This window comes from Facklamia sp. P13069 (assembly GCF_050409405.1).
Lineage (GTDB): Bacteria > Bacillota > Bacilli > Lactobacillales > Aerococcaceae > Facklamia.
In genome coordinates, this window is the sequence record NZ_JBNUPN010000042.1 from 1 (window position 1) to 7,301 (window position 7,301).

The window sequence follows — 7,301 nt, forward strand, 5'->3', positions numbered from 1 at the left end:
TATCTCGGGTCTTATTTTAAAGGTTATAGCAAAAATGGACTTATGATACAGCCCCCTTTAATTATTAATACCACCCTTTTGATTGAGAATGTGACCAAGCTCCAGAAATCGATCCGTAACGACTTACCATATAGTCATACATCCATGATAATTGAGTATAAGGGTTGCTTTGCCAATCTTCACCATGAGAAGCCATTTTATTACCTGGTAAAGCTTGTGGTAATCCATATGCTCCAGAAGACATATTTTTAGCAAATGTATTCCACCCGGACTCACGATTAATAATAGCCTTCCAATAACCTTGCTCAACATCAGAAACACCTTTCTCAGCAACTATTCTTTCAAACGCTGCATAAGGGTCCGTACTGCTATTATCTACAAGCGTTGTTTCAACTCTTTCTTCATTCGTTTCAAAAGTTATTTCTTCATAGGTAGATTCAACATAACTAGTCGTTTCAATACTGGTAGTAATGCTAGTTGTAATATCTGAAACGCTAGTTTCAATTAAATCAGTATTAAAATCAGTAGACTTAATTGTAGTGGCTGTTGTTTCAAAGTCTTCAGTAGTCAGCTGTTCCTCGATAACTTCATTGCTCGTGGTAGTCATTTCAACAACTGGAAGAATTTCTTCACTAATTTCCCGAGTTGTTTCGACAACTTCATTAGGCATAGCTTCCTCAAAAGTAGGTAATTCTTCTTGAACTTCTTCAAAGTCTTCAGCTGCCTCAATTACTAAGAGACTCTCTTCTGTTTGAGCCTTTGTATTAATTGAACTGCTTTCAGTCTCATAAGCTGTAACTGTTACTTCTTCATCTCCTTGACTATATGAGATCGTCCCAGAATCTGAGTTAAAACGCAACTCTGCTCCAGCTATGATTAAATCTGGATTAGCTATTTGGTTGATTTGAGCCAAATCATTGACCGATATACCAGTTGCTCCAGAAATACTACTTAAAGTGTCGCCCCATTGAATCACATAGACACCATCTTGTTTTTCAGTCATTAGATTGATTACACGACGTATCTCATTAACTGTTCTCTGCTTCCAAACCATCGCAAGACTTCCTTGATAATTATCGTCCTGAGCTAAGATAGTTGGTTGAACAGTTACGACTTGCAACAATAGTGACGAGATAACTAAACTTATTATTGATTTTTTCATAAATACTCCTTAACATGATCACCTTGTTGGTGAATTATTATTAAAATTAATATATAAGATATCTTAAACAAGTTTATTAATAAGTGCACGTTTTTTTAGCACTTGTTACCTATGATTAAGCAAACCGATTAAAGATAGCAATATAGGTTACAGTGATATTACAATCAATCAAGCAAGATACACTTCAAGCCTTTTATAAAATTATGTTATAAATAAAATAACATATACGTTGGCTTATTTTATTGTTTAAGGATTATTTAATAGTACTATCATACTAATATGAAGGATCTTTATTGTTTAAAAAATAAAACAATTACATATTTTTATAATTTAAACCTATTCTAAAAACCATTTATACACTACTTTCAAACAACCTTTGCTTATTACAACTTAAAATGGTATCCTTATCTTGCTAGCTAAAATATTATAAGTATCTACTATTTTCACCATTTAATAATCAGTAAAAATTTTAAGCAAAATTAAATGTAATATAAAAAACACAAAAAATTCTTACTTTAAAAGTAAAATATGTGATACAATCTGACTAGGCATAAAAATAGATAGAAATGGAGGGAAAAGATGCAAACATACGGAATGAAATCAAAAAAAATGGCTAGATATGTTAATGTACTAAAACTTTTATCACACCCTATTCGTTTTTCAATCGCATTGCTATTAAAAAATAACGGTGTTATGAATGTCAGCAAAATTCAACAAGATTTAGAATTAACTCAATCTACCGTCTCTCAACACATTAGTAAATTACGTGAAGCAAAAATTGTCTCTGCGGACCGTGATGGAACTAAAATTTATTATTCCCTTTCTAGCGATACAGCCAAGCTCGTCTTAGAAACTTACGAAAACAGCTAAACTGAAAGCATTCTTACTAAAATAAAAGGGGCTGGGACAAAAGGGCTGCTCAGCCCCCTCAAAATTTACAGCGAGCCTAGATTGGAAAGTGACTTTCCAATCTAGGCTCGCTGCTTTGGGTATTTACGTAGATTATTGGCCATAAATATTCGCTCGACATCGGTCTTAGAAAAGCTATTGCGACCGTTGGATGTCGCTTGATAAGTGGTGTGTTTTTCTTTACAAGGAATAAAATCCTCAGCAATTTTTTGGTGATACTTTTTGAGACGACAGCGCTTCTTTTTGCGTTCATCCGCTCCGACAACAGTTTGCGTTTCAATCGCTCGATTAAGCGTTTCAATTTCTTCACTTAAGAGCTGCTGAATCTCAGATTGAATCTGTTCGACTACCTCATGAATTCGCCTAAACACTATGATTTTCAGGGAATAAACAATCCATTTCCTGTGGCAAGTAAGTGTGATTCATAGTGTACTGTTACTAGATAGAAAGCCCCTCCTAAATGGTTTTGTGATTACTACTATTACAGCAGGAAACGCTTTCTATTTTTTTATTGTTAAAGAAAAAGTCCGATTAACAAATGGATCGTTGACCGGACTTTCTTTAATTGTTCAAGGCTTTTGTCCCAGCCCCTTTTATTTTTTAATTATAATTGTTTTCATCTAACATCATTTCTGTGGATTGCCTCAACATTTCTTGCTCTTTTTCCTCTAAATAAGCTTGGGGATTTGTTACTTTTTGCCATAAGAGCGAACGATTACTAACATAGACATCAAAAACAGCTTTAGATAATATTCCCATTTGATCAGGAACAGCATCGTAATTATAAGGATTTTCTGTATACACAGCTAGTGTGTAGGTTCCATAATCCGTTTGAAAAGCTGCGACATCATTTTGTTCTGTCGATCCTAATCCTGTTTTATTCCATGTGGTAACGTATGGTATAAATGCAGAAAGATATCGCCATGGATTTGTCATTAATTTTTGAATTAATTGACCATCCCAAGGTTCGCCATTCAGTTCATTACGTGCCATTAAAGCGAAATACATAGCAGCATCCCCAGGCGATGTCTGAAATCTGCGGTTGGTTGATCCATGATAATATTTTCCATCAACAAAGGTATCTTTTAGACCAAATTTATGGACATAAGGTGTAATCCATTCACCTTCGCCAGCTACTTCAATTAACATATTAGCAGCTGTGTTATCAGAATATAAAGGAATCAAATCTACTAAGTAATCCACAGTGTATTGCGACCCACTAGGGTCTCCTTGAATAACTCCAGCACCTGGGACGCGGTTTTCATCAGATAAAATAACCATAGAATTGGGTGACAACTCACCAGTTTTATAAAGCTCATAAATTTTACCTAAAACATAAATTTTTTGAGTAGAGGCTGGGAAAAATATTTGGTTATTTACTGAAACCTGGGTAAGATGCTCACTATTAACAAAAGAAGCTCCTGCCGTTGCACTAATATATCCCAAATAAGTCTCTAATATAGCTTCTATTTCATCTAAAAGCTCTCTTTCACTATAATAGGTTAAAACGTAATCATTATATGAAGAATCTTTTCTAATCCAACCAAGCTCATCATAGCCAAAATAAACATGTAACCAGGTTCCGTATTGATTAGTGAGTTCCTGTCCTACTTCCATTGGACTGTCTATCATTCCTTGAGTATTTAGTAAATAACGTGAACTGGCTAAACCAGGCGGATTTGAGTAAATTTTTAAATCAGGAGACTTAATAAGGATGCTGTACTCCATTGTTTTCAGAGTGAAATGCTCTCTTTTTTTATGAGGAGTCATGTAGAAAGGATATTTATTAACAGCAAAAAGATCCTCAACTTGTTTAGCTAATAATTCACTGTTGTTCAGATTTTCTTTTAAACCATCTTGATAATAACCTTTAGTTTTATCTTCTTGAAACCATCCGGTGAAGGGCGAACCACCTTGATAAAGTATCTTTTTCAATCCATCTCTTTTCCATACAAGTTCCGCCACTCCAATTTCTTCAACAACTGGTTTGCGATTAATAGACGATTTTAAAGTTGGCTTAATAAGTTGAGGTCGATTATAAAATCTTGGCATATAGTGATCGTTTAATTCAGACGAGAGTGAGACTTTTTCAGATTTAGCGTTGGTTTGTAAGATTGGATCTTTTCTTAAATTAAGATCTACTTCCTCAAGGTTAATGCTGCTATCAATCGGCTTTTTGAAAAAGTTTTCAATAATATAACGATTAGAGGAAGAAACAAAAGTGAAATAAAGTGTTGAAAAAAGAGTCGCAGTAATTAAAAAAGAAAGCAATTGTTTTTGATAACTATCATTCAAATTTGTTCGCTCCTTCACCTGATGTTATTGGTAAATATATCAATAGGATTTTAAGAACCCAATCTTAACTAATAATTTTAGGTATAAAATAATCTAACAGTTCTTGAGTAAAGTAAATGGTCGGGTAATCTTGTTCAAAAGTAGATAGGCTTAATTCCTCTTTCAAATCAAAGGGATCAACATTAAGAGATAATGAGCGGTCGGAAATAAATGCTTCGTACTCATCTTGTAAATTAGCATACTCATTTTTCTCATATCTTTGATTGGCAATTAACCTAAAAACAAATTCCTCAAAAGCTCTCTCTTTAATTCGCTCATAAGGATTACCAGCCAATCGAAGGTGAATTTGTACATAATCAGAAAAAGAGATATTCTTTACTTTAGCTATCGTTTCTACTCTTTTTAGATACTCATTTTGAAAAAGCAACAGCTCACTTTGATTAATGATGGTTTGACTGGTTTCAGCGAAAAAAGTGAATAAGTAAGGCAGTAGTTGATCATAAAAAAAGAACTCAGCCACACGATGCTTCAAATCATTATAAAAAAAGCTTCTCAAGTCTTGATAACTATAGATATTCGGAAGATTTAGATTGAATATCACTTCATCTGACAAATTTTTATTATTTGGATAATTTAGATTGGTTAGTTCCTCCACTTTTTGATCAACTTGTTTATTTAAATACTCTTCATCAATTTGAAGATATTTCTTAGGAACCAAAATATCTTCTTTTTCAAAATAACTTTCTACTGTACTAATCAAACAGATCACCTCTTTGAAATAACATAAAATTATCGACCTATCTATTATACCTTAACGTTGCCCTATAAACTACCTTATAACTATTGATTAGGTGAGATTAATCAATGTCGTTAAGAATTCCTGACTTAGTGATTACTTTCATTCGATGATGTGGTTTCTTTTTTTTGTTTTTTTGGCTGATCAATTCCTTATACCGTTTCTTTTTATCTTTATATTTTAAATAACGATTGTACAACTCTTTAGATAAATTCCCTTTTTTGATGGCTAGTTGAATAGCACATCCAGGCTCATTCACGTGCGAACAATCATTAAACTTACATTTAAGCGAAAGGTCATATATACTTTGAAAAAGAAGCGTTTCATCTGCATCTCTATGGGATGAAATAGTTTTAAAGCCTGGTGTATCAATAATATAAGAAGAGGTTTTTTTAAGGAAATACATAGAGGAAGAGGTGGTTGTATGCTTGCCTTTACCATCATTTCTAACGTTTTGAGTTGACAGTTCTTCTTTTTGTAAAATAGTGTTTATTAAAGTAGACTTTCCTACCCCTGATGATCCAATTAGAATAGAAGTTTTACCTTTTTTGAGAAGATTCATTACTTTTTGATACGATAAAGGATCATGAATTGATAATTGATTAATTTTCATTTTAGGATAAACCTTTAAAATAGTATTTTCAATAGTTGAAGCTTCTACTTGATAGTCTGATTTTGAAATAATAATTTGAATATCCTTAGCCATATTAGAAAAGGTAGAGACATAGCGTTCGAATTTTCCCAAAGAAAACCTCTGATCAGCTGCAATAAGAATAAATATTTGGTCAACATTTGCAGCTATTAATTGTTCTTTAGCATTATATGCCAAACTTTTTTGTGATGTGCTTTGAGCTTTAGTAATCAAACTATCTCTTTTGAGAAACGTGGATATTTGATGTTCTCCCGCATTCTTTTCAACTAAAACATAATCACCTACAACAAAATCACTATTTTTTAAATTTACTCGAACCGAAATTAATTCGTCTTTTTTATTATGAAGCGTTAGAAATGCATTATTACGACTTGTGATGCGATAGATATTTAAATCATTATTTAAATTATATCTAGAAATGTAAGAATTAATACCATAATCTTTGTTTATCATCAATTAGTCTCCTATCTAAATTATCCTTTTATGCTACATAAAGCTATCTGTTTTCGTAAATATGATGAATTTAGAAAGACAAAATAAATTCTATAATTTTTAAAATATAATTAAAATAAAAAAGAATCTAAGATTAACTTAGATCCTTAAAAATATAGAAAATGACTAATGATAGGGTGGTACGTAAAAACAAATAACCCTAGCAAAAAACCATTGAAGAGTTTTTAGATTAGAACCTAAATTTTTATATTCTAAATTCATCTTGTACCACTCCTTTCGAATTTATAAGAAAATTATACTTTACCAATGAAAATAAAACAATAAAAAAACCTTCCTATCCAGGAAAGAGTTTAAAATAAATAGCGGTGGTCGGGGTCGAACCGACACGCCGTGTAACCGGCACTGGATTTTGAGTCCAGCGCGTCTGCCAATTCCGCCACACCGCCGTAATAGATATAAGGCGGTAGTCGGATTTGAACCGGCGATCAAGGTTTTGCAGACCCGTGCCTTACCACTTGGCTATACCGCCATGAAACTGGGGTAGCTGGATTCGAACCAACGAATCACGGAGTCAAAGTCCGATGCCTTACCGCTTGGCTATACCCCAATAATAAAATATAAATAGGCGACTGATGGGAATCGAACCCACGAATGTCGGATCCACAAACCGATGCGTTAACCACTTCGCCACAATCGCCATCATACTTTTAACAGGGACTGTAGGAATCGAACCCACACTGACGGTTTTGGAGACCGTTGTTCTACCGTTAAACTAAGTCCCTAAAAAGGAAAATGGTTAGCAATCCCTATTAAAATGGAGGGGGGCAGATTCGAACTGCCGAACCCGAAGGAGCGGATTTACAGTCCGCCGCGTTTAGCCACTTCGCTACCCCTCCAGCAATGGCTTGAGACGGAATCGAACCGCCGACACCTTGAGCTTCAATCAAGTGCTCTACCAACTGAGCTATCAAGCCTAGAAACGGTCCGGACGGGATTTGAACCCGCGATCTCCTGCGTGACAGGCAAGCATGTTA

The 7,301-nt window shown here is 34.0% G+C and carries 6 protein-coding genes and 7 tRNA genes; 1 reads left to right on the plus strand and 12 read right to left on the minus strand.

The genetic code is table 11. From position 1 onward, the window contains the following. Window positions 1-64: 64 nt before the first annotated feature. Window positions 65-1,162, minus strand: coding sequence for a LysM peptidoglycan-binding domain-containing protein (locus ACQV2T_RS09035; protein ID WP_428874556.1), 1,098 nt, complete (start codon window positions 1,160-1,162; stop codon window positions 65-67). 579 nt (window positions 1,163-1,741) lie between these two features. Between ACQV2T_RS09035 and ACQV2T_RS09040 the strand changes: the two genes are divergently transcribed. Beyond that, entirely contained in the window at window positions 1,742-2,032 is a 291-nt protein-coding gene (locus ACQV2T_RS09040) for an ArsR/SmtB family transcription factor (RefSeq protein ID WP_428874557.1), read from the plus strand. Between the two features lie 101 nt (window positions 2,033-2,133). On the opposite strand, the gene ACQV2T_RS09045 is transcribed toward ACQV2T_RS09040, so the two are convergent. The 11 genes from ACQV2T_RS09045 to ACQV2T_RS09095 form a co-directional block, all read right to left on the minus strand. Beyond that, entirely contained in the window at window positions 2,134-2,442 is a 309-nt protein-coding gene (locus ACQV2T_RS09045) for a hypothetical protein (RefSeq protein WP_428893577.1), read from the minus strand. Between the two features lie 229 nt (window positions 2,443-2,671). Beyond that, on the minus strand, window positions 2,672-4,366 hold the full coding sequence (locus ACQV2T_RS09050) for a serine hydrolase (protein WP_428874559.1): 1,695 nt from the start codon (window positions 4,364-4,366) through the stop codon (window positions 2,672-2,674). A gap of 64 nt (window positions 4,367-4,430) precedes the next feature. After that, window positions 4,431-5,126 (minus strand): hypothetical protein, encoded by a 696-nt coding sequence (locus ACQV2T_RS09055; RefSeq protein ID WP_428874560.1) that lies wholly within the window; start codon window positions 5,124-5,126, stop codon window positions 4,431-4,433. A 97-nt stretch (window positions 5,127-5,223) separates the two neighbouring features. After that, window positions 5,224-6,267, minus strand: a complete 1,044-nt coding sequence (rsgA, locus tag ACQV2T_RS09060; RefSeq protein ID WP_428874561.1) for a ribosome small subunit-dependent GTPase A — start codon at window positions 6,265-6,267, stop codon at window positions 5,224-5,226. 360 nt (window positions 6,268-6,627) lie between these two features. Next, window positions 6,628-6,713 (minus strand) — tRNA-Leu (locus tag ACQV2T_RS09065). A gap of 12 nt (window positions 6,714-6,725) precedes the next feature. Further along, window positions 6,726-6,796, minus strand: a tRNA-Cys gene (locus tag ACQV2T_RS09070). A 6-nt stretch (window positions 6,797-6,802) separates the two neighbouring features. After that, window positions 6,803-6,874 (minus strand) — tRNA-Gln (locus ACQV2T_RS09075). 17 nt (window positions 6,875-6,891) lie between these two features. After that, window positions 6,892-6,964 (minus strand) — tRNA-His (locus ACQV2T_RS09080). A gap of 14 nt (window positions 6,965-6,978) precedes the next feature. After that, window positions 6,979-7,049 (minus strand) — tRNA-Trp (locus tag ACQV2T_RS09085). A gap of 33 nt (window positions 7,050-7,082) precedes the next feature. Continuing rightward, a tRNA-Tyr gene (locus tag ACQV2T_RS09090) sits at window positions 7,083-7,163 on the minus strand. A gap of 5 nt (window positions 7,164-7,168) precedes the next feature. Further along, window positions 7,169-7,241, minus strand: a tRNA-Phe gene (locus ACQV2T_RS09095). Window positions 7,242-7,301: the final 60 nt, after the last annotated feature.

Bases quoted from the DNA above. Each gene is read 5' to 3' on its own strand.
- ACQV2T_RS09040 (WP_428874557.1), top strand. From the start codon at position 1,742: ATGCAAACATACGGAATGAAATCAAAAAAAATGGCTAGATATGTTAAT.
- rsgA (WP_428874561.1), bottom strand. From the start codon at position 6,267: ATGATAAACAAAGATTATGGTATTAATTCTTACATTTCTAGATATAAT.
- ACQV2T_RS09035 (WP_428874556.1), bottom strand. From the start codon at position 1,162: ATGAAAAAATCAATAATAAGTTTAGTTATCTCGTCACTATTGTTGCAA.